General features: G+C 65.1%; 21 protein-coding genes. 13 read left to right on the plus strand and 8 right to left on the minus strand.

The features are described from left to right. Positions 1-127 precede the first annotated feature (127 nt). Positions 128-610, plus strand: coding sequence for an MmcB family DNA repair protein (locus tag QX128_RS16900; RefSeq protein WP_316238007.1), 483 nt, complete (start codon positions 128-130; stop codon positions 608-610). Between the two features lie 126 nt (positions 611-736). Here the strand turns inward: QX128_RS16900 and QX128_RS16905 are convergent, their stop codons facing one another. From QX128_RS16905 to QX128_RS16915, 3 genes are all read right to left on the minus strand, one after another. Further along, complete coding sequence (locus QX128_RS16905; RefSeq protein WP_315803840.1) at positions 737-997, minus strand: DUF1488 domain-containing protein; 261 nt, start codon at positions 995-997, stop codon at positions 737-739. 98 nt (positions 998-1,095) lie between these two features. Continuing rightward, positions 1,096-1,338, minus strand: coding sequence for a hypothetical protein (locus tag QX128_RS16910; protein ID WP_315803839.1), 243 nt, complete (start codon positions 1,336-1,338; stop codon positions 1,096-1,098). A 103-nt stretch (positions 1,339-1,441) separates the two neighbouring features. Next, positions 1,442-1,579 carry a hypothetical protein gene (locus QX128_RS16915; protein ID WP_316215311.1) on the minus strand — a complete coding sequence of 46 codons (138 nt, stop codon included), beginning with the start codon at positions 1,577-1,579 and terminating at the stop codon, positions 1,442-1,444. Positions 1,580-2,088: 509 nt separating this feature from the next. Between QX128_RS16915 and QX128_RS16920 the strand changes: the two genes are divergently transcribed. From QX128_RS16920 to QX128_RS16930, 3 genes are all read left to right on the plus strand, one after another. Next, positions 2,089-2,358: a hypothetical protein gene (locus QX128_RS16920; RefSeq protein ID WP_316179156.1), complete on the plus strand. Its 270-nt coding sequence runs from the start codon at positions 2,089-2,091 to the stop codon at positions 2,356-2,358. Then, a complete protein-coding gene (locus QX128_RS16925) occupies positions 2,351-2,647 on the plus strand; it encodes a hypothetical protein (RefSeq protein WP_316215310.1) in 297 nt (98 codons plus the stop codon). The genes QX128_RS16920 and QX128_RS16925 overlap by 8 nt, the downstream gene beginning before the upstream one ends. A 209-nt stretch (positions 2,648-2,856) precedes the next feature. Next, the gene (locus QX128_RS16930) at positions 2,857-3,222 is read left to right on the plus strand and encodes a hypothetical protein (RefSeq protein ID WP_316238008.1); all 366 of its coding nucleotides are present in this window, start codon (positions 2,857-2,859) and stop codon (positions 3,220-3,222) included. A 23-nt stretch (positions 3,223-3,245) separates the two neighbouring features. On the opposite strand, the gene QX128_RS16935 is transcribed toward QX128_RS16930, so the two are convergent. Together QX128_RS16935 and QX128_RS16940 are read right to left on the minus strand one after the other, a co-directional pair. Beyond that, complete coding sequence (locus QX128_RS16935; RefSeq protein WP_315715137.1) at positions 3,246-3,800, minus strand: ActR/PrrA/RegA family redox response regulator transcription factor; 555 nt, start codon at positions 3,798-3,800, stop codon at positions 3,246-3,248. 178 nt (positions 3,801-3,978) lie between these two features. After that, positions 3,979-5,334: an ActS/PrrB/RegB family redox-sensitive histidine kinase gene (locus QX128_RS16940; RefSeq protein WP_316238009.1), complete on the minus strand. Its 1,356-nt coding sequence runs from the start codon at positions 5,332-5,334 to the stop codon at positions 3,979-3,981. A gap of 97 nt (positions 5,335-5,431) precedes the next feature. On the opposite strand from QX128_RS16940, the gene QX128_RS16945 reads away from it, so the two are divergent. The 5 genes from QX128_RS16945 (at position 5,432) to QX128_RS16965 (ending at position 12,513) form a co-directional block, all read left to right on the plus strand. Next, the gene (locus QX128_RS16945; RefSeq protein ID WP_316238010.1) at positions 5,432-6,223 is read left to right on the plus strand and encodes an ABC transporter ATP-binding protein; all 792 of its coding nucleotides are present in this window, start codon (positions 5,432-5,434) and stop codon (positions 6,221-6,223) included. Then, positions 6,220-7,032, plus strand: coding sequence for an ABC transporter permease (locus QX128_RS16950; RefSeq protein ID WP_316238011.1), 813 nt, complete (start codon positions 6,220-6,222; stop codon positions 7,030-7,032). Before QX128_RS16945 ends, QX128_RS16950 begins: the two co-directional genes overlap by 4 nt. A gap of 124 nt (positions 7,033-7,156) precedes the next feature. Continuing rightward, a complete protein-coding gene (locus QX128_RS16955) occupies positions 7,157-8,485 on the plus strand; it encodes a polyhydroxyalkanoate depolymerase (RefSeq protein WP_315803830.1) in 1,329 nt (442 codons plus the stop codon). A 208-nt stretch (positions 8,486-8,693) separates the two neighbouring features. Then, a complete protein-coding gene (locus tag QX128_RS16960) occupies positions 8,694-9,533 on the plus strand; it encodes a SprT family zinc-dependent metalloprotease (protein WP_316238080.1) in 840 nt (279 codons plus the stop codon). Between the two features lie 316 nt (positions 9,534-9,849). Next, positions 9,850-12,513, plus strand: a complete 2,664-nt coding sequence (locus QX128_RS16965; protein ID WP_316238012.1) for an EAL domain-containing protein — start codon at positions 9,850-9,852, stop codon at positions 12,511-12,513. 209 nt (positions 12,514-12,722) lie between these two features. Here the strand turns inward: QX128_RS16965 and QX128_RS16970 are convergent, their stop codons facing one another. Beyond that, positions 12,723-14,927, minus strand: a complete 2,205-nt coding sequence (locus QX128_RS16970; protein ID WP_316238081.1) for a penicillin-binding protein 1A — start codon at positions 14,925-14,927, stop codon at positions 12,723-12,725. A gap of 154 nt (positions 14,928-15,081) precedes the next feature. Here QX128_RS16970 and QX128_RS16975 point away from each other — a divergent pair, with 154 nt between their 5' ends. The 4 genes from QX128_RS16975 (at position 15,082) to QX128_RS16990 (ending at position 17,117) form a co-directional block, all read left to right on the plus strand. Then, complete coding sequence (locus tag QX128_RS16975) at positions 15,082-15,507, plus strand: DUF1330 domain-containing protein (protein ID WP_315803828.1); 426 nt, start codon at positions 15,082-15,084, stop codon at positions 15,505-15,507. A gap of 280 nt (positions 15,508-15,787) precedes the next feature. Continuing rightward, complete coding sequence (locus QX128_RS16980) at positions 15,788-16,102, plus strand: metalloregulator ArsR/SmtB family transcription factor (RefSeq protein ID WP_315803827.1); 315 nt, start codon at positions 15,788-15,790, stop codon at positions 16,100-16,102. Continuing rightward, positions 16,099-16,458 carry a polyketide cyclase gene (locus QX128_RS16985; RefSeq protein WP_316179170.1) on the plus strand — a complete coding sequence of 120 codons (360 nt, stop codon included), beginning with the start codon at positions 16,099-16,101 and terminating at the stop codon, positions 16,456-16,458. The genes QX128_RS16980 and QX128_RS16985 overlap by 4 nt, the downstream gene beginning before the upstream one ends. A gap of 41 nt (positions 16,459-16,499) precedes the next feature. After that, positions 16,500-17,117: an ATP-dependent Clp protease proteolytic subunit gene (locus QX128_RS16990; RefSeq protein ID WP_316179172.1), complete on the plus strand. Its 618-nt coding sequence runs from the start codon at positions 16,500-16,502 to the stop codon at positions 17,115-17,117. 331 nt (positions 17,118-17,448) lie between these two features. On the opposite strand, the gene QX128_RS16995 is transcribed toward QX128_RS16990, so the two are convergent. Together QX128_RS16995 and QX128_RS17000 are read right to left on the minus strand one after the other, a co-directional pair. Continuing rightward, a complete protein-coding gene (locus QX128_RS16995) occupies positions 17,449-18,699 on the minus strand; it encodes an ABC transporter substrate-binding protein (RefSeq protein WP_316238013.1) in 1,251 nt (416 codons plus the stop codon). 277 nt (positions 18,700-18,976) lie between these two features. After that, on the minus strand, positions 18,977-20,203 hold the full coding sequence (locus QX128_RS17000; protein ID WP_316238014.1) for an ABC transporter substrate-binding protein: 1,227 nt from the start codon (positions 20,201-20,203) through the stop codon (positions 18,977-18,979). Positions 20,204-20,270: the final 67 nt, after the last annotated feature.

Consider the following 20,270-nt stretch of genomic DNA (forward strand, 5'->3'; position numbering starts at 1 on the left):
TTTCGCAATGCGCCAAGTGAAAAGGCGGCTGTCGGTGCGGAGCTCCGCCGCGGCTCCGCGCTGCAGCGGCCCGCATCGGGGCGTCAACAGGGCTTGGGAGACGCCTGGAATCGGCTATGCTGCAGCGATGGACTCGTCAGCCGCCAGAATCAGCCTCGTCCCAGTCGACCGCCGCCAGTCGGAAACGGCGCTTTCGATCGCGCGCGGCACCTCGCGGCTGCTGCGCTCGCTCGGCTTTGCCACCATCAGCGAGCTGCCGCTGCCGTCGGGCCGTCGCGCCGACCTGGTGGCGCTGAACGAGCGCGGCGAGATCTGGATCGTCGAGATCAAGTCGTCGGTCGAGGATCTGCGCGCCGATCACAAATGGGAGGATTACCGTGCCCATTGCGACCGGCTGTTCTTCGCCTTCACGCAGGATCTGCCGTGCGAGATCTTTCCGCGGGACACCGGCCTGATCGTCGCCGATGCCTATGGCGCCCACCTGCATTGCGAGGCGCCCGAACACAGATTGCCGGCGGCGACGCGCAAGCTGATGACGGTGCGCTTCGGGCTCGCGGCGGCGCAGCGGATCAACCGGCTGATCGACCCGCAGGGCCACGCGGACCTCTAGAGAATCCTCAAGTGCGCTCCACTGGACGGGGTTCCCTGCCTAGGTAGGTGACGCAGGCTCCGTCAGGTCACGACTCTCGAGATGAGAGACATCGCATCGCTGAGAGCCGATCCGCAGGCAGCGCCGTCAAAAATTTGCAGCGACGAGATCGTAGGATCCCCGGCTTCCTCGGACATAGACCTTGGCGGCGGCGGCGCAGATGCGCTCACGGTTGGAATCGAACGCAGTCAGAAAGCCGGACTCGTCCGGACAGGTGTCGGGTTGAAGGCGTCTCAACGCGCCCTCGTCGACGAAGAACGACGCTTCGATTGCGCTGTCGTAGCCCCAGAACCGTACGGCACGTCGCGTGCGATCATAGGAGCGGCTGTGATTTGGAAACTCAATCATGTGTGTGTCCGATCAGGTTCGGAGGGCGCCGCAGATGGGCGGACGTCATCCAAGGGGGCGCTCGGCGGTGGTTGCCGGCGGCAAAGCGGGTGCGCATCTCAATCGAAAGCCGACGGCAACTCGCCGTGGCGGAAGAAAACCGTCGGCTCATCGTCATAGTCGCCCATGTCGGGATCGCCCGATGACGAGAAGGCGACGACGCCTGCCTTGCTCGACACCAGTCGTTCCGCAGTTCGGAGCGCGCTCGATTCCGTCTTGCAGGCGATCGGCGTCTCGGCTTTCGGGCGTCCGCCCCGGCCGGTGCTGAACGCCTGGACGAAATAGATCGTTTCGCGCGCCATGTTCTGTCCTTTGCGCTGCCAGTACGGTCGGCCGCATCGCCACCGCATTGCGCGCGGCCTTGCATGCGGGAGAACCATCCAGACTGGTGAGACCGGAAAGCCCCTAACGCTTCTTCTTGTCGTTGGAAAAATCCGGCTGCCATGCTCCGGCCTTCTGGCTCGGCGCTGCGGCAATGCTCTTGGGCTTCTCCTTCTTGGGCTTCTTGGCTTCCCGATTGCTTTTTTGCTGACCTTTGGCCATGTCGGTCTCCTCGACTCGGGTTGGAGCTGGTTCAGCGCATCGAACGAAGGCGCCGTGTCGATCCTGCGTGCGCGGCGTCACTGCCTTGTCGTCGGGTGGCCTTCGTCCACCGGCGCCGACGGGGCGCACGGCGGTCTGATCTACGAATGCAGCGCGGCAGTTGCGAGCGCGAGAAGGATCAGCAGCAGCGGCACGATGATGGGTGGAACGATCCACTCGCTCAGACGAAACTGCGGCATTGGCTATCCCTCGCGTGGTTTGCGGCGGGAGCGCTCGTGACCCTCAGTCACCGGTGAATGCCGTCGGAATGGCGGTGATCACTATTGATACACCCTGGCTCCTGCAATAGCGAGCACCAAAGCGCAGCGACACGGCGCGATGACGGCCCAGCCGCTCATCCTTCGTGCTGACGAGAAAGCGGTGGCTATTGCCGGCTGCAAGGCGCATGCTTCGTAAAAGCCTTGAGGTTGCGACAGCGACAGCGGGCCTGTTGCGAAAGGTAGGCGCAGATGAGCATTCGCTCGCGGCGCGAATTCGTCACCTTCAGACATCCGTTCCGGATCAGAAGCATCGAGCGTCTCCTGCCGGAAGGCACCTATGAGGTGGTCACGGACGAAGAGATGATCGAGGGGCTGTCCTTTGCTGCCTACCGCCGGGTCGCGACGATGATGATGCTGCCCGCCGACCGTCCGCACTCTGGTGCCGTCGAGATGGTATCCATCAGTTCGGCCGATCTTGCAGACGCGCAGCGTATCGACGCGAGTGCATCGGATGACTGACGAACCGTTCGATCTCGACAGCCACCGCGGGATGAGCGCGCAGAAGGCCGTGGACCTGCGTCGCGCGTTGGCGGAGGCCGAAACTCACGCACGGGACCTGCGCGAGCGCCAGGCGGTTCTCGAGCAGCACCTGCTCGCCCACGCGGCTGCGTCGTGGCCGGAAGCTGCCGCGAAGGCGCGCTATCTGCTAAACCTCTACGCCGCGAGTCTTGCGGAACAGGATACCAGGCACCGAGAGCTGATCGCCGCCGTGCTGGCCGATTTCTCCCGGCTGGCCGGGGAGAGCTGACGCGAGCCGGCGAATCGTGGCGCCTATCAGCCTATCGTGCACCCGCGCCCGATTCAGGACTGTTGCCAAGGGCGACAGCATCGACCCGTCTGGCCTCCCGGCAATTTCCCCGGCTTTGCCTGATAATTGCCCCGCATAGGGCGCAACATGCCGGAACAATTTTAAGGTTCGAGCAGTATCCAGCCCAGGGGTGCGGACAGGGACGACAGATGCGACGGGTGGTCTTGGCGTTGGCACTGCTCTTCGCGACTGGAGTCCGCGCGGAGGAAAAGGCGTTCTACGTCCTCGGCGTGGGGGCCGATTCCTGCGAGCGCTTCATCGCCGCCGCCGAGGAGCAGCCGCCCGGCACCTACAAGGCGATCAGCAATGGCGACGAACCCTACGTCAACGCCATATCAAAATATCAGCAGTGGATGATGGGCTACGTCTCCGCGATCAATGCGGACCGCGGCGACGAGGGCCGGCAGATCAAGCTCGATCTGACCGAGGTCGACAGCTGGATGCGCAACTGGTGCAGCCGCAACCCGCGGCGCACGGTCTTCCACGCGCTACAGGCGTTCGTGAAGACGCACTGACGCCGGAGCGAGCAAGCGCTCGCTTACTTCGGTGCGCGCTTGGCGAGGATGCGCTGCAGGGTGCGGCGGTGCATGTTGAGGCGGCGCGCCGTTTCCGAGACGTTGCGATTGCACATCTCGTAGATGCGCTGGATGTGCTCCCAGCGCACGCGGTCGGCCGACATCGGATTCTGCGGCAGCTCGGACTTTTCGCTGGTGGTCGACAGCAGCGCGGCGACCACGTCGTCGGCATCGGCCGGCTTGGCGAGATAGTCGACCGCGCCCATCTTCACCGCGGTCACCGCGGTGGCGATGTTGCCGTAGCCGGTCAGCACGATGGCGCGGGCTTCGGGACGCTTGCGCTTCAGCGCCGACACCACGTCGAGGCCGTTGCCGTCGCCGAGCCGGAGGTCGACCACGGCAAAGGCCGGCGCCGCCTTGCCGATCTGTGAAATACCTTCGGCGACGCTTTCGCAGGAGGTGACGGTGAAGCCGCGAGTCTCCATGGCGCGCGACAGGCGCTCCAGGAACGGCTTGTCGTCCTCCACGATGAGGAGAGAGCGGTCCGGGTGGTTCGTCAGTTCGGCGATGGCGCCCACGGTCATATATCCTTGAGAAGAAGGCTCGATGGTTGCGAGACGATCTGGTCCATCCTCATATGGTCTGCCGAGTCGCCGCTGCCAAGATCGCGGGTTGCCGCAGTCTGCGGCGTGACGCCGCGCAGGGGCGGGTGCGCTGTATGCCAGGAGCACGCCAGGGGCGGCTGCCCCGCGGGTTTCATTCCGGCTCCGCCTCGCCATCGTCGTCCTCGCTGGCCTCGAAGCGCCGCCGCGGCCAGACGATCTGGACCACGGCGCCGTGGTCGGGGAAGGTGCGATTGCTGAACGAGACCTTGGCCCCGGTCCGCTCCAGCAGGGTGCGGGCGATGAACACGCCGAGCCCGAGTCCGCCGCCCTGGTTACCTCCCGGGCCGTCCTCGACGCTCGGCCGCCGCGACAGATAGGGCTCGCCGATCCGCTTCAGGATATCAGGTGCGAAGCCGGGGCCGTCGTCGGACACCACGATCTCGACCGTCTCGTTGTTCCACCAGGCGTTCACCTCGACGGCGTTGCGCGCGAAATCGACGGCATTCTCCAGGATGTTGCCGACGCCATAGAGGATCGCAGGATTCCGTGAGCCGACCGGTTCCTTGGCTGCGGCCACCGCGACGCGCACCTTGATGTCGACGCCGAAGTCGCGATGCGGTGCGACCGTCTCCTCGATCAAGGTCGACAGTTTCATCCGGTCGTACATCGACCCGATCGAGGACAGCTGGGTGATCTTGCCGAGAATGTCGCGGCAGCGCTGCGCCTGCTCGCGCAGGGTCTTGATGTCGGACGTGACCTGGCTGTTGTCGTGCAGGGCGCGCTCCAACTCGCGCGAGATCAGCACGATGGTCGCGAGCGGGGTGCCGAGCTCGTGCGCGGCGGCCGCCGCGAGACCGTCGAGCTGGGTGAGGTGCTGCTCGCGCGCCAGCACCAGCTCGGTGGCCGCCAGCGCGTCCGACAGCTTCCGTGCCTCCTCGGTCACCTGGAACGCATAGAGGCTGGTGACGCCGATCGCGAGCGCGATCGAAAGCCAGACGCCGAACAGATAGATCGGCGGGAAGATCAGCGGCTCCTCGCCTTCCCACGGCAGCGGCAGGTGCATGAAGAACAAGGCGGTGGCGCAGGCCACGGCGAGCAGGCCGAGCATGATCGTCAGGCGGACCGGCAGCGCGGTCGCCGAGATCAGCACCGGCGCCAGGAACATGTAGGAAAACGGATTCTCGAGCCCTCCCGTGAGATAGAGCAGCACCGTCAGCTCGATGATGTTGAGCGCGAGCAGGCCACCGGCGTGGGCCGGCTCCAGCAACTGCATCGGATTGAAGGCGATCTGCAGGCCGAGATTGAGCAGCGCCGAGATGCTGATCACGGCCAGACAGGGCACCACCGGCAGGTCGAACTCCAGCCCCTGCACCACGATGAAGATCGCGCTCAACTGACCGAGCGCCGCCAGCCAGCGCAGCCGCAGGATGGTGTCGAGCCGGACGCGCTGGCGCGGATGGCGATAGTCGGTGTCGGGCGTGTCGATGATCAGGGCGTCGTCGGTCATGACGGGAACCTAATGCCGCGCAGGCGCGGCGACAAATCTGGGCGGCCGTTGGTGGCCTGTTGCGGTTTGCGGCACAATGCCTCAATGAACCCCTCCCATGACGCAAGATGACGCAGTGCCGACCCTCTCATCCGATTCCGGCTCGGTTTCGCCCGCGATTGCCGTGTCGCGGCTGACCAAGGTCTACAAGACGACGACGGCCGTCGACGGCATCTCCTTTGCGATCCGCCGGGGCAGCATCACCGGGCTGCTCGGCGGCAACGGTGCCGGCAAGACCACGACGATTGCGATGATCATGGGGCTGGTGCAGCCGACCTCGGGCGAGGTCGCCGTGCTCGGCCACAGCATGCCGGACGAGGCGGCGGCCGTGCTGGGGCGGATGAACTTCGAGAGCCCCTATGTCGACATGCCGATGCGTCTCACGGTGCGGCAGAACCTCACCATCTTCGGCCGGCTCTATGCGGTGGACCACCTCAAGGAGCGGATCGCCGAACTCGCGTCGCAGCTCGACCTGACCGACTTCATCGATCGCGCCAATGGCAAGCTCTCGGCCGGGCAGAAGACGCGCGTCGCGCTGGCGAAGGCGCTGATCAACGATCCCGAGCTGCTGCTCCTGGACGAGCCGACGGCCTCGCTCGATCCCGACACCGCCGACTGGGTGCGCGGCCATCTCGAGCGCTATCGCGCGCGCCGCGGCGCCACCATCCTGCTCGCCTCCCACAACATGCTGGAGGTCGAGCGTCTGTGCGACCGCATCATCATCATGAAGCGCGGCCGCATCGAGGACGACGACAGCCCGGCGCAGATCATGGCGCGCTACAACCGCTCGACGCTCGAGGAGGTGTTTCTCGACGTCGCCCGCGGCCGCGACCGGGAGGCGGCGCAATGAACGATCTTTCCCTCCACATCTCGCCGCACCGCATCGGCGCGATGATCCTGCGCTATTGGTACCTGCTGCTGTCGTCCTGGCCGCGGCTGCTGGAGCTGATGTACTGGCCGACCCTGCAGATCATCACCTGGGGGTTCCTGCAGACCTACATCACCGCCAATGCCGGCTTTTTCGCCAAAGCCGGCGGCACGCTGATCGGCGCGGTCATCCTGTGGGACATCCTGTTCCGCGGCCAGCTCGGCTTCTCGATCTCCTTCCTGGAGGAGATGTGGGCGCGCAACATCGGCAACCTGATGATGAGCCCGCTGACGCCGATCGAATTCCTGCTGGCGCTGATGACGATGAGCCTGATCCGGCTGGCCATCGGCATCATTCCGATGACCCTGATCGCGGTCTGGTTCTTCGACTTCAACTTCTACAGCCTCGGGCTGCCGCTGATCGCGTTCTTCTGCAACCTGATCTTCACCTCCTGGGCGGTCGGAATCTTCGTGTCGGGTCTGGTGCTGCGCAACGGGCTCGGCGCCGAGAGCATCGTCTGGACGCTGATGTTCGCGCTGATGCCGCTGGCCTGCGTGTACTATCCCGTCCAGGTGCTGCCGCATTGGCTGCAGCTCGTCGCCTGGTCGCTGCCGCCGACCTACGTGTTCGAAGGCATGCGCGCGCTGCTGGCCGATCACGTCTTCCGGTCCGACCTGATGCTGACCGCGCTCGGGCTCAATGCCGCCCTGCTGCTGGCGTCGTTTGCGGCATTCATTGCTCTTTTGCGCAGCGCGCGCCGCGCCGGCTCGCTGCTGGCGGCAGGGGAATAATTGCGCTTTTCCCGTGGATTTCCGGGCTCATTTCGTCGCTTTGCGGCGTTGACACGTACAACACCGCATTGACGCTTAATTACGCATTCGGCAGTATGCTGCGTTGCAGAGAGGTTGAACGAGAATGCCGATAGGTGAGTTTGGCGGTGCACCGCCCCTGGCGTCGGAAGGCAGTCCGGTCCTGACGACGCCGATGTACTGGATGTACGAAATGGCGCATGCCTCGCTCAATCCGGCGCGCGCTGTCACCGATGCCACCAAGATCTTGTTTCAGAACCCGCTCAATCCCTGGGCGCATACCGAGATGGGCAAGTCGGTCGCAGCGGCCTGCGAGCTGTTCGAGCGCACCACGCGCCGCTACGGCAAGCCCGAATGGGGTCTCGACGAGACCGAGGTCAACGGCATCCGGACCCCGGTCGAGGTCCGCGCGATCTGGGAAAAGCCGTTCTGCCGGCTGCTCTATTTCGACCGCAAGCTGACCCGCCCTCTGCGCGCGCCCCAGCCCCGGCTCTTGATCGTGGCGCCGATGTCCGGCCATTACGCGACGCTGTTGCGCGGTACCGTCGAGGCGTTCCTGCCGACTCACGAGGTCTACATCACCGACTGGTCCGATGCGCGGATGGTTCCGCTGGCCGAGGGCCGTTTCGACCTCGACGACTACATCGACTACGTCATCGAGATGCTGCGCTTCCTCGGCACCAACATGCACGTCATGGCGGTGTGCCAGCCGGCGGTGCCGGTGCTGGCCGCGGTGTCGGTCATGGAGGCCGAGCGCGATCCGTTCGCACCGATCTCGATGACCCTGATGGGCGGCCCGATCGACACCAGGCGCAATCCGACCGGCGTGAACAATCTCGCCCAGGAGCGCGGCATCGACTGGTTCCGCAACCACGTCATCACCAAGGTGCCGTTCCCGCATCCCGGCGTGATGCGCGACGTCTATCCGGGCTTCCTGCAGCTGAACGGCTTCATCAGCATGAACCTCGACCGCCATGTCGACGCCCACAAGGCGCTGTTCGCCAATCTGGTGAAGGGCGATGGCGACCAGGTCGACAAGCACCGCGACTTCTACGACGAGTATCTCGCCGTCATGGACCTGGCTGCGGAATATTATTTGCAGACGGTTGAGACGGTGTTCATCCGACACGCGCTGCCGAAGGGCGAGATGACCCACCGCGGCACGCTGGTCGACCCGTCGAAGGTCACGCGTGTGGCGTTGATGACCGTCGAAGGCGAGAAGGACGACATCTCCGGTCTCGGTCAGACCGAAGCGACGCATGGACTCTGCTCGTCGATCCCGGATCATCGCCGGGTTCACTACGTGCAACCGGGTGTCGGTCATTACGGCGTGTTCAACGGCTCGCGATTCAAGTCGGAGATCGTGCCGCGCATCAACGATTTCATGTTGTCGGCGGCCGATCCCAAGTCGCTGCTCGCCATTGCGGCTGAATGAGCGACAATCACATTCACCGCGCATCCGAATCCGGCTGCGCGGTAACTCTTTGAAGGGACGGTAGAAACCGGAATTCAGGAGTGACTCAAGCAGTGAATGTGGCGTCGCTCCTTGAGCGATGCTTTTGAACCTGAATTCATATCTTCGGGAGCCTGAGAGGCCCAACTGCTGGGGTGCGGAACCTTCGGAACCCCTGTATGTTGGGCAAATGATTTGTTTTTGCGCCGAGCGCTTTCCCTGGCGGTGGATGTGGCAAAATCCGGGCGAGTTCTTACCCCCCGGACTGACAGAAATGGCCACTCGCGCGCTACTTTATCGGCGGCCCGCCGAACCCTCGCGTCTTCTCGTCAAGCACGGCTCGCAAATCTACTCGATTAGATTGCGGCGTCACCGTCGTGCGCGACGTTATACCCTGAGAATTCATCCGTCGGATCGCGAAGCGATCCTGACGATGCCTCCGCGCGGCACCATCATCGAAGCGAAAGACTTCGCGCAGCGTCACGGCGCGTGGATCGCGGCGCGTCTCGGCCGGCTGCCGAAGGCGGCGCCATTCCTGCCGGGCACGTTGGTGCCGCTGCGCGGCGTGCCGCACAAGATCGTGCATCGCGCCGGCGAGCGCGGCACGGTGTGGACCGAGACGCGCGACAGTGGCGAGAAGATCCTGTGCGTGGCCGGCGGGATCGAGCACACCGAACGCCGCGTGCTCGACTTCCTCAAGCGCGAGGCGCGCCGTGACCTGCAGAAGGCCGCCGACGGCTATGCCGAGCAGCTCGGCGTCAAGGTCAAGCGGCTGTCGATCCGCGACCAGTCGAGCCGCTGGGGCTCGTGCACCTCGGCCGGCTCGCTGTCGTTCTCGTGGCGTCTCATCCTGGCGCCGCCCTTCGTGCTCGACTATCTCGCCGCGCACGAGGTCGCGCATCTGATCGAGATGAACCACTCGCCGCGGTTCTGGAAGGTGTGCGGCAGAATCTGCGCCTCGGTCGAGCGCGCCAAGAAGTGGCTCGACACCTGCGGCAACGATCTGCATCGCTATGGCATCGACGACTGAGGTCTCGACGACAGACCTCTCGACGATGTGAGTCCCAATGGCCCGGCCTTCTGGTCCGGGCCATTTCTTCGTCGGGTTCCAATCTGCATCGATGAACTCAGAACCCGCCTGCGGACTATCGAATTCTTAAGCCTTCTCGCCTGCAGTCGCAGGATATTGCCCAAATCGGCGGCGCCTTAACGTGGCTGTAACGCTGCGCTCGCCAGATTTACCGCAATCAACCCAAGGTGACGTCCCAGCGAGCTGCCGGGCCGTTCGCTGCAACCAAAGCGCCGATCGTTTCTCTCGAAACGTGCAGCGCGCCTCGAATCGAACGATGTTTGCAAGCGAGTTTCAACCGGCCGCATCCACACAATTGCTCTCTGCCGCGCTCGACGGTGCCTCCGAGGCGATTCTCTTTCTCGACGCGCAGGGCCACGTCCAGCACGCCAATCAGGCGGCGTCGGTGCTGCTGCGGCGTGAGCCGGCCGCTCTGGTCGGCGCCGACCTCGAAAGCCTGGGTCTCCCCGCGGATCTGATCGCGGCGACCCCGTGCGCCGAGGCGACCGACACGCAGCAGGAGCCGGATCAGTCCGACGCCCGCGAAATGACGATGCGTCATGCCGACGGCGGGCGGACCCGCCTCCGCCTGTCATTGTGCGCGCTCCCGCCGGGCCGGGAGGATGAGCCGGTCCGTTCGTTGCTGTTCATTCGTGACGTGACCACCGAAGTCGACATGCGCGAGCGCAATGCGCTGCTGACATCGGTCGCCGATCGGACCAACCGGGCCGTCATCGTCACCGATCGCCATCTCAACGTCCTGTACACCAACGCCGCCTTTGCCAGCCTGTTCGGCTACACGCCTGAACAGGCGATCGGGCGCCGCGCCGAGGAACTGCTGACCGGCCCCTGCACCGATCCCGCCATCGTCAACCGGCTGAGGCAATGCCTCGAGGACGACCGCGGCATCGAGGAGGACGTGCTGGTCTACGACAAGGACGGCCGCGAGATCTGGACGACCGCCTATGTCAAGGCGCACCGGACCAGGCGGGGCAAGGTCAGATATCTGTTCGGGCTGCTCACGGACATCCGGGAGACCAAGCAGCTGCGCTCGCTGCAGCAGCTGATCATGGCGTCGCTGGCGTCCGACGTTTCGATCACGACCATCGCCGATCAACTGTGCCGCCGGGTCGAAGAGCTCGCCCCTGACGTCGTCTGCTCGATCCTGCACGTCGATTCCGATGGGCACGTGCATCCGCTCGGCGGCCCGAGCCTGCCGGCCGATTTTTCCGCCAGCCTCGACGGGATCCCGATCGGGCCGGACGTCGGCTCCTGCGGCACCGCCGCCTATCTCTGCGAGCCGGTGCTGTCGCGCGACATCGACAATGATCCGCGCTGGCAGCCCTACAAGGCCGGCCCGCTCGCCGCCGGCCTGCGCGCCTGCTGGTCGTCGCCCATCAAGGGCAAGGACGGCCGCGTCATCGGCACCTTTGCCTTCTACTTCCGTGAATGCCGCGGCCCCAGCCCCTGGCACGAGCAGATCGTCGCCGCCTGCGTCCAGCTCGGTGCGCTCGCCATCGAGCGCCAGGAGGTCCGCTCGACGATCTCGCAGGTCGCCTATCACGACATGCTGACGGGCCTGCCCAACCGTGCCCGCATCCCGTCGCTGATCGCCGAGGCCATCAAGGCCTGTCCGGAAGGCGGACACGTCGCCGTCGCCTTCCTCGACGCCGACAATTTCAAGGACGTCAACGACACGCTGGGCCATGCCGCCGGCGACGAGTTCCTGGTCGGCTTCGCCAACCGCCTGCGGGCGCAGATTCGCGCCGGCGACATGCTGGGCCGGCTCGGCGGCGACGAGTTCGTGATCGTGCTGCAGAACCGCGATCCGCTCGAGGCCTCGCTGGCGGCGGCGCGGATCACCGCGGCGCTCGCCATGCCGCTGACGATCGGCAAGCGGCAGGTGCCGATGTCGGCGAGCATGGGGCTCAGCCTCTATCCCGATAATGCCAAGGACATCGAGACCCTGATCAAGCAGGCCGATGCGGCGATGTACAAGGCCAAGCGCGGGGGACGGGCGACCTACCGCTTCTTCAGCGCCGACATCGACAAGCTCGCCGAAGAGCGGCTGATGCATTCGACCGCGCTGCGCGAGGCGATCGCCAGCGAGGCCCTGACCCTGCACTATCAGCCGCAGATCCGCACCCGCGACGGCGCGATCCACGGCGTCGAAGCGCTGGCGCGCTGGCACGATCCGGTGCTCGGCGAGGTCTCGCCCGCCAAGTTCATTCCGCTTGCCGAGGAATGTGGTCTGATCGAGCAGATCGGTGTGTGGTCGATCAAGCTGGCCTGTCAGCAGATGGCGTCGTGGCGGCGTGCCGGTCTCGATATCCCCTGCATCTCGGTGAACCTGTCGCCGATCAACTTCCAGAACGTCAACCTGGCGGCGATGGTGGCGCAGATCCTGGCCGCCAACGACCTGCCGGCGAAGATGCTGATGCTGGAGATCACCGAAGGGGTGATCCTCAACGAGCGCGCCACGGTGATCGCGACCATGAACGAGCTGCGCAACATGGGCGTCGGCCTGTCGCTGGACGATTTCGGCACCGGCTATTCCAGCCTGAGCCGGCTGGCCCAGCTGCCGATCGACGAGCTGAAGATCGATCGCAGCTTCATGCGTGATTTCGAGAACGACAGCGGCACGCGGGCGATCGTGACCGCGGTCGTGCGCGTCGGCCAGAGCCTCGACGTGGCCGTGGTCGCCGAAGGGGTCGAGACCGAGCCGCAGCGCAAGCTGCTGGCCGAGCTCGGCTGCGATGCGATGCAGGGCTTCCTGTTCGCGCGGCCGATGGCCGCCAGTGCCTTCAGCCGCTGGCTGCTGGACTACAGCGCCCACCGCGCGAGCCTGATGCTGCGGCAGATCGGACGCGTTTTGGCGCAGACGGCTGGTTCTGCGGCGGTTGACCCGGCTCCGCTTCCGATCGCCAAGGCGGCCGGCTGAGCCAGCCGGGCTGCATCCATCCTCAGCCGAGCCATCGTCATTCCGGGGCAATCGTGAACGCGCGCATGCGCGTCGACGATTGAACCCGGAAGCCCGAGATTGTTGAAACGAACGCCTGCCAAGCCACTCGAGCTTCCGGGTTCAAGGCCTGCGGCCTTGCCCCGGAATGACGGTGGGCGTGGCGCAAGTCGTCACGCGATGAGCTCAGCTCAGCGCCGACCACCGAACAGCCGGTCGACCAGCCAGCCATCGAGGCCGGCGGCGGGCTCCGGCCGCACATTGTTGCGGCTTGGCGGCGGCGCCGAGCGCGCGGAGTAGGCGGCATTGGGGGCAGGGGCCGTCGGCGCCGTGATCTGTGAGGCGATCTGCGCCAGTGTCGGGACCACGCCGGGGCTCTGTGCATTCGGCAGCGCCGCCACCGGCACGCCCTGATGCGCTGGTCGCATGAAGCGCGTCCAGACCTCGACCGGCAGGCCGCCGCCGGTCGCCTTCTTGGTCGGCGAGTTGTCGTCATTGCCGAGCCAGACGCCGGTGACGAGATGCGCGGTGTAGCCGATGAACCACGCGTCGCGGAAATCCTGGCTGGTGCCGGTCTTGCCGGCAGCGGTCCAGCCCGGGATCTCGGCCTTCTTCGCGGTGCCCGAGATCAGCGTCTCCTGCATCATCTGATTCATCATCGCCGCGTTGCGCGGCTCGATCACCTGCACCGGCTGCTCGGTCTGGCGCATGTAGAGCAGCTTGCCGTCGAGCGTCCTGATCCGCGTCACCACATGCGGCGAGACGGCGAGGCCGCCATTCGAGAACGGCGCATAGGCGCCGACCAGCTCGATCATCGACACCTCGGAGGTGCCGAGCGCGATCGACGGGTTGGGATCGAGCCTGGAGGCGATGCCGAGCCGGTGCGCGGTCCGCACCACGTTCTTCGGCCCGACCTCGAGGCCGACGCGCACTGCGACCGTGTTGAGCGACATCGCCAGCGCCTGGGTCAAGGTCACCGGGCCGAAATATTCGCGGGTGTAGTTCTCCGGCTTCCAGCCCTTCAGATCGAGCGGCGCGTCCTGCCGGACCGTGTCCGGCGTCAGGCCCTGCTCGATTGCGGTGAGATAGACGAACGGCTTGAACGCCGAGCCGGGCTGGCGCTTGGCGGTGACGGCGCGGTTGAACTGGCTGTCGGAATAGTTGCGGCCGCCGACCATGGCGCGCACGGCGCCGTCCGGCGTCATCGCCACCAGCGCCCCCTGGCTGACGTTGAACTTGACGCTCTTCGCCGCGAGCTCGTCGATGATGGCCGCCTCGGCGACGCTCTGCAGCTTCGGATCGATCGTGGTCTCCACCACGATCGATTCCTCGACCTGGCCGACGAGATCGTCGAGCACCTCGCCGATCCAGTCGGCGACGTAGTTGATGGTGCCGGCGCCCGCCGGCTTCACTGCGACGGAAGGGTGCGCGATCTGGGCCTGCGCCTGGGCGTCGGTGATGAACTTGGCGTCGGCCATCGCCGCGAGCACGGTCTGCGCGCGCTTGGCGGCGCCCTCCGGGTTGCGGTTCGGCGCCAGCCGCGACGGAGACTTGACGAGACCTGCGAGCATCGCGGCCTCGCCGATCGTCACCTGCCGCGCCGACTTGCCGAAATAGCGCTGCGCCGCCGCCTCGACGCCATAGGCGCCGGAGCCGAAATAGACCCGGTTGAGATACAGCTCCAGGATCTCGCGCTTGGAATATTTGCGCTCCAGCCACAGCGCCAGCTCGGCCTCCTGCAGCTTGCGCGCCAGCGTACGCTCCTGGGTCAGGAACAGGTTCTTGGCGAGCTGCTGCGTCAGGGTCGAGCCGCCCTGCGACACGCCGCGATGCAGGACGTTGGCGACCACGGCGCGGGCGATGCCGATCGGATCGATGCCGAAATGCTGATAGAAGCGGCGGTCCTCGATGGCGATGAAGGCCTTCGGCAGATAGGGCGGCAGATCCTTCAGCGCGACATTGGCGCCCGCCATCTCGCCGCGCTGCGCCAGCATGCTGCCGTCATAGCCCACGATCTCGATCGTCGGCGGCCGCTTCGGGATCTCCAGCGACTGGATCGGCGGCAGATGCGCGCCGGCCCAGATCACGACGCCGACCAGCGCGATCACGCCCCACAGGCCGCAGACCAGTGCCCAGTAGAACATGCGGCCGACCGACATCCCCCAGCGTGACTTGGCTCGGGCAGGCTTCGGTTTCGGTGGGGTGGCTTTCGGCGCGCGCGCCGGCACATCGTCCTCGTCGTCCGGCTCAACCGGCCTTTTCTTTGCAGCGGACTTCTTGGGCGCGTTGTCGGAGGGAATGCGATCCTTGGGGTCGAGGCGCAGATCGGCCATCGCGGCCGCAAGACCGAATCGCGGCTCCTTGCGTCCGCCGCCCTGTTTCCGTCCCCGCGCCATACGCAACCCGAGCCCGCGATCCCGCCGTCCGACCACGGTAATGTCCGGAGTTTAAGGGGCAGTTAGGAAGAGCTTAACGCGCGATTAGGAGTTTCGCGCTCGTAACGCCGCGTTATGGTTAAGCCAAGGTAAACAACAACAGACGAGGGAGTTCATGGGCCATATCGATCCCACCAAGGAGGTGTTCGCGCAGTTCCGGGAGAACGACCGCCCGGGTCCGATCCACATGCTGAACCTGGTGCGACTGCGCAAGGAGGCGGCCTATCCCGACGGACGCAAGGTCAGCGGCGCGGAAGCCTATGCCGCCTATGGCCGCGAGAGCGGCCCGGTGTTCGAGCGCCTCGGCGGCCGCATCATCTGGCAGGGCCGCTTCGAGCTGATGCTGATCGGCCCGCAGGAGGAGCGCTGGGATCACTGCTTCATCGCGGAATATCCGTCCGTGCAGGCGTTCGTCGAGATGATCCGGGATCCCGTCTACCGCGAAGCGGTGAAGCACAGGCAGGCGGCGGTGGAAGACTCGCGGCTCATCCGGCATGCGGTACTGCCGGTGGGGAAGAACTTTGGCGAGGTGCCGGCGTAGTTTTTTCTCAGCAGTGTTGGTCGAAGTCGACGCCCCATCGGCGGTAGGTTCCCTCCCCCCTTGTGGGGGAGGGTTAGGGAGGGGGTGGCCACGAAGACGGTCGCCCGGAGGCCCCCCTCCCCAACCCTCCCCCACAAGGGGGGAGGGAGCGCAGCGGGGGACTTTGCGAGAGTGTTTTCTACAGTGGAATGCAGTCCGCGAGCGTGGGATCGCTCGATAGGCTCGCCAATGCTTGGGCTGCGGGCTTGCACAAAACATAAGTTTATGCTTATGTGTCGTCATGATCGAGAGTGACATCTTCAAGGCGCTGGCCGATCCGACGCGCTACGCGATCTTCGAGAAGCTCGCGGCCGGCGGCATGAATGCCAGCGCCCTTCGCGAAGGTTTGACGATCAGCCAGCCGGCGATGTCGCAGCATCTCGCGGTGCTGCGGAACGCGGGGCTGGTGCGGGAAGAGCGGCAGGGCCGCTTCGTCAACTACGAGGTCGATCCGAATGGCCTGGCGCACATCGCGCGCTGGCTGGCGAAGTACCGCGCCTACTGGCCATCACGGGTCGATGCATTGAAAACCCTGCTGAAGGACATGGACCAATGACCGATCTCGAGGCTGACGCGCAGGGCGATGAACTGGTGCTCGACTACGAGCTCGATGCGCCGCCGGAGAAAGTCTGGCGTGCCATCAGCAGTCCGGCGCTGCGCGACACCTGGCTGCCGCCCGGCGACCTCGCCGATGCCGCGCCGATCTCGTCGACGCCAGGCGAGGAAGTGCGCTACCGCATGCGCGACGACGAGCCGCCCTACCTCGAAAGCATCGTGACGTTCCAGGTCATGCCCAACGCCGATGGCGGCACGCGGCTCAGGATCATCCACGGGCTGGCCGCGGCGACGCTGATGCGGCGAACGCCGCCGGCGGCGAACGGCAACACGCGCAGTTTGATGCGCGCGGCCTGACGCTTCAACTCATCAGCAACTCACTGAACGGGAGCTCGCGCATGCGCGACACGATGCAACTCGTCCCCATGGTCATCGAGCAGTCGAGCCGGGGAGAGCGATCCTTCGACATCTATTCGCGGCTGCTGCGCGAGCGGATCGTCTTCCTCAACGGCGAGGTCAACGACACCGTCTCCGCCCTGGTCTGCGCGCAACTGCTGTTTCTCGAGGCAGAGAACCCGAAGCGGCCGATCCACCTCTACATCAATTCGCCCGGCGGCGTGATCACCAGCGGGCTCGCGATGTACGACACGATGCAATTCGTCAAGGCGCCGGTGCATACGCTGTGCATGGGAACGGCGCGCTCGATGGGGTCGTTCCTGCTGATGGCGGGGGAGCCTGGCGAGCGCACCGCGCTGCCCAATGCGAGCCTTCACGTGCATCAGCCGCTCGGCGGCTTCCAGGGCCAGGCGTCCGACATCCTGATCCACGCCAGGGAGATGGAGCAGACCAAGCGCCGCATGATCCGGCTCTATGCCGAGCATTGCGGACGCAGCTACGAGGATGTCGAACGTACGCTCGATCGCGATCATTTCATGACCGCGGATGAAGGCCTGCAGTGGGGCTTGATCGACCGGGTCGTGAAGCAGCGGGACCTGGGTAGCGTCAGCAGCGATTGATGCGCCTGTGAGGCGACGGTGGTTGCTGTCGCGACGAGTGTCGTCATCCGCCGAAGGCGGGTGACCTAGTATTCCAGAGGCCGCCGTGATGACCCGAGCGGCCGCGGCCGGTGAGGGCAGCGTAGGCTCGTTAGCGTCGCGTGGGCCATTATGCTTTGCCACGAAAATCGTCCGTTCCCTCCCCCCTTGTGGGGGGAGGGCTAGGGAGGGGGGTAGCTCCGGGCGACCGTCTTCGTGGCTACCCCCTCCCCAACCCTCCCCCACAAGGGGGGAGGGAGCGGAGTTGAGGTTTTGGCACGATTTGTTGCCTCTTGCGCTTAGTCGCGGGGGCTTACCCCGCGGCTCCCGTGTCCTCGATGATCGGGCCGAACAGCTCCCAGCGCTCGCCATTGAACTTCATCATCTGCATCTGCTTGTTGATGCGGAAGTCGGTCGGCGACGTCGTGATCGAGAGGCCGGGCAGCGCGAGGCTGGGCACGAAGCCCTTGATGCTGGCGGCCTGGCGCATCACGTTCTCGCGCGTCAGGTCGTCACCGCACTGGCGCAGGATCTGCACCAGCAGCTCCGCGGTCGAATAGCCGTAAGTGTTGACGGTGTTGAGCTTGTCGCCCTCCGGATAATACTTGTCCATGAACTCGAAATAGGCCTTCACGCCCGGATCGTCCTTCCATTGCGGGTCGGCCGGGTCCTTGCCGTAATTGGTGCTGATGATGTCCTTGGAGATGTCGAGGCCGGCCGGCTTCAAGGTCGCCGACACCGGGCTGGCATTGATGTCGAGGATGTGCACCGGCTTCCAGCCGAGATCGGCGAGCTTCTTGATCGCCTGCGCCGCGAATTTCGGCGTCGAGGCGTCGTAGAGCAGGTCCGCGCCCGACGACTTCAGCTTGACGATTTGCGAGTCGACCGTCGGATCGGACAGCTCATAGGATGCCTCCGACACGATCATCGTATCGGCCTTGGCGCCGAGGCCGCTTCTGAGGCCGGCGATGTAGTCGCGGCCGAGATCGTCGTTCTGGTAGAGGATGCCGATCTTGGCATTGGGGTGGTTGGCGAGAATGTATTTGGCGTAGATCCGTCCCTCCGACTGGTAGTTCGGATTGTAGGCGATGGTCCACGGGAAATTCTGCGGATCGGTGAAGCGCGAGGCGCCGGTCGATGCCAGGAGCTGCGGCACCTTTTTGCCGTTGAGATATTTCTGCACGGCGGCGTTCGAGGGCGTGCCGATGATCTGGAAGGTGAACAGCACTTCGTCGCCTTCGACCAGCTTGCGCACCTGCTCGACCGCCTTAGGCGGAGAATAGGCATCGTCATACTGGATCAGGTTGAGCTTGCGGCCGTTGATGCCGCCCTTGTCGTTGATCATCTTTAGATAGGCGGCCTGCGTCTTGCCGATGCCGGCATAGGCGGAGGCCGGGCCGGAGAACGGCACGGTCTGGCCGATCTTGATCTCGGTGTCGGTCGCGCCGGTGTCGTATTTCTTCTGGGCGTCGGCGGACGACGTGGGCAGAGCAATGGCAAGCGACGCAGCAAGTGCGATTGCACATGTCTTGGCGCCGCCGAGACCGAACAGTGACGTTCTCATGCGGGTCCTCCCTCCGGTGATGTTGTCGATGGTTCTTCCTGGTTGTTATATCGCCATCGCTGCACGCGAGTGTGGAGGAAGCAAGTCGACAAGGCAACGTTTCAGGGAGCGACCAACCGGCGCAATCCGTGCCGCGACGCAAAACGGGGCCGCGCCCTCGCGCAGCCCCGCACCTTCGATGTCGATCACGTCGTTCCGGGGCGCGCGGAGCGCGAACCCGGAATCTCGAGGTTCCGGGTTCGTCGCTGCGCGCCGCCCAGAACGACGTTGAGCAGTGCTAACCTGCCGCGCCCTTGTCCTCCAGGATCGGGCCGAACAGCTCCCAGCGCTCACCGTTGAACTTCATCATCTGCAACTGCTTGTTGACGCGGTAGTCGGTCGGCGAGGTGTTGATCTTCATGCCCGGCAGCGACAGGTCGCCGACGACATCCTTCAGCGACGCTGCCTGCTTCATGACGTTCTCGCGCGTGAGATTGTCGCCGCACATCTTCAAGATGGTCACCAGCAGTTCGGCATTGCCATAGCCATAGGTGTTGAAGTTCGAGTTCTTGTCGCCGTCCGGATAGTACTTGGCCATGAACTCGAAATAGCGCTTCATGCCCGGATCGTCCTTCCACTGCGGGTCGAGCGGGTCCTTGCCGTAATTGACCGAGATCACGCCCTTCGACGCCTCCAGTCCCGCCGGCTGCAGCACGGCGCCCACCGACGTCGCATTGATGTCGACGATGTGCACCGGGTGCCAGTCGAGCTCGTGCAGTTTCTTGATCGCCTGCGCCGCCTGCTTCGGCGTCGCGGCCGAGAACAGCAGGTCGGCGCCGGCCGCCTTGAGCTTGAGGAGCTGGGAGTCGATGGTGGGATCGGAGACCTCGTAGGAGGCCTCGGACACGATCATCGTCGCCGCCTTGTCGCCGAGGCCGGCCTTGATGCCGTTGAGGTAGTCCTTGCCGAGATCGTCGTTCTGATAGAGCACGCCGACCTTGGCATTGGGGTGCTCCTTCAAAATGTACTGGCCGTAGATGCGGCCCTCGGTGAAGTAGTTGGGATTGTATCCCATGGTCCAGGGGAAGTTCTTCGGATCGGTGAACTTGGTGGCGCCGGTGGCCGCGAACAGCTGCGGCACCTTCTTGGCGTTGAGGTATTTCTGGACCGCGGCGTTGGACGGCGTGCCGATGATCTGGAACGTCAGCAGCACCTCGTCGTCCTCGACCAGCTTGCGCACCTGCTCCACGGCCTTCGGCGGCGAGTAGGCGTCGTCATACTGGATCAGCTTGATCTTGCGGCCGTTGATGCCGCCCTGCTCGTTGATCATGTTGAAATAGGCGGCCTGGGTCTTGCCGATCGAGGCATAGGCCGAGGCGGGACCCGAGAACGGCACGGTCTGGCCGATCTTGATCTCGGTATCCGAAGCGCCGGGATCGTACTTCTTCTGGGCCGAGGCTGACGTGACGGAGAGGGTGACGGCCAGAGCGGCCGCCCCTGCAAGACGGAAATATCCCTGTCGCATGGGGTCTATCGTTCCTCCTGATTTGTTGTGCGGCTGGTCTGCCCAATGGGCGCCATCGCTGGAAGGC

This window comes from Bradyrhizobium sp. SZCCHNR1015 (assembly GCF_032489875.1).
Classification (GTDB): Bacteria; Pseudomonadota; Alphaproteobacteria; order Rhizobiales; family Xanthobacteraceae; genus Bradyrhizobium.

Excerpts from the sequence above, each read along its gene's own strand:
- QX128_RS16900 (WP_316238007.1), top strand. The coding sequence starts at position 128 with ATGGACTCGTCAGCCGCCAGAATCAGCCTCGTCCCAGTCGACCGCCGC.
- QX128_RS16905 (WP_315803840.1), bottom strand. The coding sequence starts at position 997 with ATGATTGAGTTTCCAAATCACAGCCGCTCCTATGATCGCACGCGACGT.
- QX128_RS16910 (WP_315803839.1), bottom strand. The coding sequence starts at position 1,338 with ATGGCGCGCGAAACGATCTATTTCGTCCAGGCGTTCAGCACCGGCCGG.
- QX128_RS16915 (WP_316215311.1), bottom strand. The coding sequence starts at position 1,579 with ATGGCCAAAGGTCAGCAAAAAAGCAATCGGGAAGCCAAGAAGCCCAAG.
- QX128_RS16920 (WP_316179156.1), top strand. The coding sequence starts at position 2,089 with ATGAGCATTCGCTCGCGGCGCGAATTCGTCACCTTCAGACATCCGTTC.
- QX128_RS16925 (WP_316215310.1), top strand. The coding sequence starts at position 2,351 with ATGACTGACGAACCGTTCGATCTCGACAGCCACCGCGGGATGAGCGCG.
- QX128_RS16930 (WP_316238008.1), top strand. The coding sequence starts at position 2,857 with ATGCGACGGGTGGTCTTGGCGTTGGCACTGCTCTTCGCGACTGGAGTC.
- QX128_RS16940 (WP_316238009.1), bottom strand. The coding sequence starts at position 5,334 with ATGACCGACGACGCCCTGATCATCGACACGCCCGACACCGACTATCGC.
- QX128_RS16945 (WP_316238010.1), top strand. The coding sequence starts at position 5,432 with ATGACGCAAGATGACGCAGTGCCGACCCTCTCATCCGATTCCGGCTCG.
- QX128_RS16950 (WP_316238011.1), top strand. The coding sequence starts at position 6,220 with ATGAACGATCTTTCCCTCCACATCTCGCCGCACCGCATCGGCGCGATG.
- QX128_RS16955 (WP_315803830.1), top strand. The coding sequence starts at position 7,157 with ATGCCGATAGGTGAGTTTGGCGGTGCACCGCCCCTGGCGTCGGAAGGC.
- QX128_RS16960 (WP_316238080.1), top strand. The coding sequence starts at position 8,694 with ATGATTTGTTTTTGCGCCGAGCGCTTTCCCTGGCGGTGGATGTGGCAA.
- QX128_RS16965 (WP_316238012.1), top strand. The coding sequence starts at position 9,850 with ATGTTTGCAAGCGAGTTTCAACCGGCCGCATCCACACAATTGCTCTCT.
- QX128_RS16970 (WP_316238081.1), bottom strand. The coding sequence starts at position 14,927 with ATGGCGCGGGGACGGAAACAGGGCGGCGGACGCAAGGAGCCGCGATTC.
- QX128_RS16975 (WP_315803828.1), top strand. The coding sequence starts at position 15,082 with ATGGGCCATATCGATCCCACCAAGGAGGTGTTCGCGCAGTTCCGGGAG.
- QX128_RS16980 (WP_315803827.1), top strand. The coding sequence starts at position 15,788 with ATGATCGAGAGTGACATCTTCAAGGCGCTGGCCGATCCGACGCGCTAC.
- QX128_RS16985 (WP_316179170.1), top strand. The coding sequence starts at position 16,099 with ATGACCGATCTCGAGGCTGACGCGCAGGGCGATGAACTGGTGCTCGAC.
- QX128_RS16990 (WP_316179172.1), top strand. The coding sequence starts at position 16,500 with ATGCGCGACACGATGCAACTCGTCCCCATGGTCATCGAGCAGTCGAGC.
- QX128_RS16995 (WP_316238013.1), bottom strand. The coding sequence starts at position 18,699 with ATGAGAACGTCACTGTTCGGTCTCGGCGGCGCCAAGACATGTGCAATC.
- QX128_RS17000 (WP_316238014.1), bottom strand. The coding sequence starts at position 20,203 with ATGCGACAGGGATATTTCCGTCTTGCAGGGGCGGCCGCTCTGGCCGTC.